1 protein-coding gene is annotated in these 1,128 nt (G+C 75.1%); it reads left to right on the top strand.

Annotated elements, in window-relative coordinates:
- Positions 1–1,072, top strand: a 1,072-nt coding sequence (locus GTW43_RS36135) for an AMP-binding protein (RefSeq protein ID WP_161306206.1), incomplete at its 5' end; no start/stop codon positions are given.
- Between the last annotated feature and the right edge of the window lie 56 nt (positions 1,073–1,128).

The following is a 1,128-nucleotide window of genomic DNA, read 5'->3' on the forward strand; positions in this document are numbered from 1 at the left end:
CTACACCTCCGGCACCACCGGCCGCCCCAAGGGCGCGGTCGCCACCCACCACGCCCATATCGGCGCCCTCACCAACTCCCTCTACTTCGCGGCTCTGTCGGCGCTCGGCCGGGGGCTGGTGCCGGGGCAGGGGCCGATCCCGGTCGGGCTGCTGACGTTCCCGTTCTTCCACGTGGCGGCGTTCACCGGCTTCTACCGGGCGATGGCGGTGGGCGGCACGCTCGTGCTGCTGCGCGCGTGGGACACGGACACGGCGATCGGCCTGGTCCGCGACCACGGGGTCACCGCGTTCGGCGGCGTGCCCACCACCGCCCTCCAGCTCCTCGCGCGGGCCGCCGAACTGGACGAGGACCTGCCGACGCTCACCTCGGTCAGCACGGGCGGCGCACCGGCCCCGCCGGAGCTCGTGGCCCGGCTCACCGCCCGCTACGGCGAGCGGGTCGAGCCTGCCAACGGCTACGGCCTGACCGAGACCCTCGGCGGGGTCACCGCCAACTTCGGTGCGCAGTACCGGACCTGGCCGCAGAGCGTGGGCCGCCCGGCGCCCGTCGTCGAGACCCGGATCGCCGGGCCGGACGGGACGGAGGCGCCGGAGGGCGAGGTCGGGGAGCTGTGGCTGCGCGGGCAGTCGCTCATCTCGGGGTACTGGCAGGACCCGGAGGCGACCGGGGCGGTGTTCACGCCCGACGGATGGTTCCGCACGGGCGATCTGGCGCGGGTGGCGGACGGCGGGCGGGTCACGGTCGTCGACCGGATCAAGGACATGGTGATCCGCGGCGGGGAGAACGTGTACTGCGTCGAGGTCGAGGCCGCGCTGCACGAGCACCCCGACGTCCTGGAGGCGGCCGTGTTCGGGGTGCCGCATCCGGTCCTCGGTGAGGAGGTCGCGGCGGTGGTCCGGGTGCGGGCCGGGGCCGGGCTCGGGGCGGCGGAGGTGCGGGAGTTCGTGGGGCGCGGGCTGGCGGGGTTCAAGGTGCCGGCGCATGTCGTGGTGGGGGAGGACGAGTTGCCCCGCAACGCGACGGGGAAGGTCCTCAAACGCACCCTGCGCGAGAACTGGCCCACGCCGTGACGCCCCCGTCCGTCACCGGGTGCACGCCGGTGGGGCTTCTCGCGCAGTTCCCCGCG

Source organism: Streptomyces sp. SID5785, from assembly GCF_009870065.1.
In the GTDB taxonomy this organism is placed as follows: domain Bacteria; phylum Actinomycetota; class Actinomycetes; order Streptomycetales; family Streptomycetaceae; genus Streptomyces.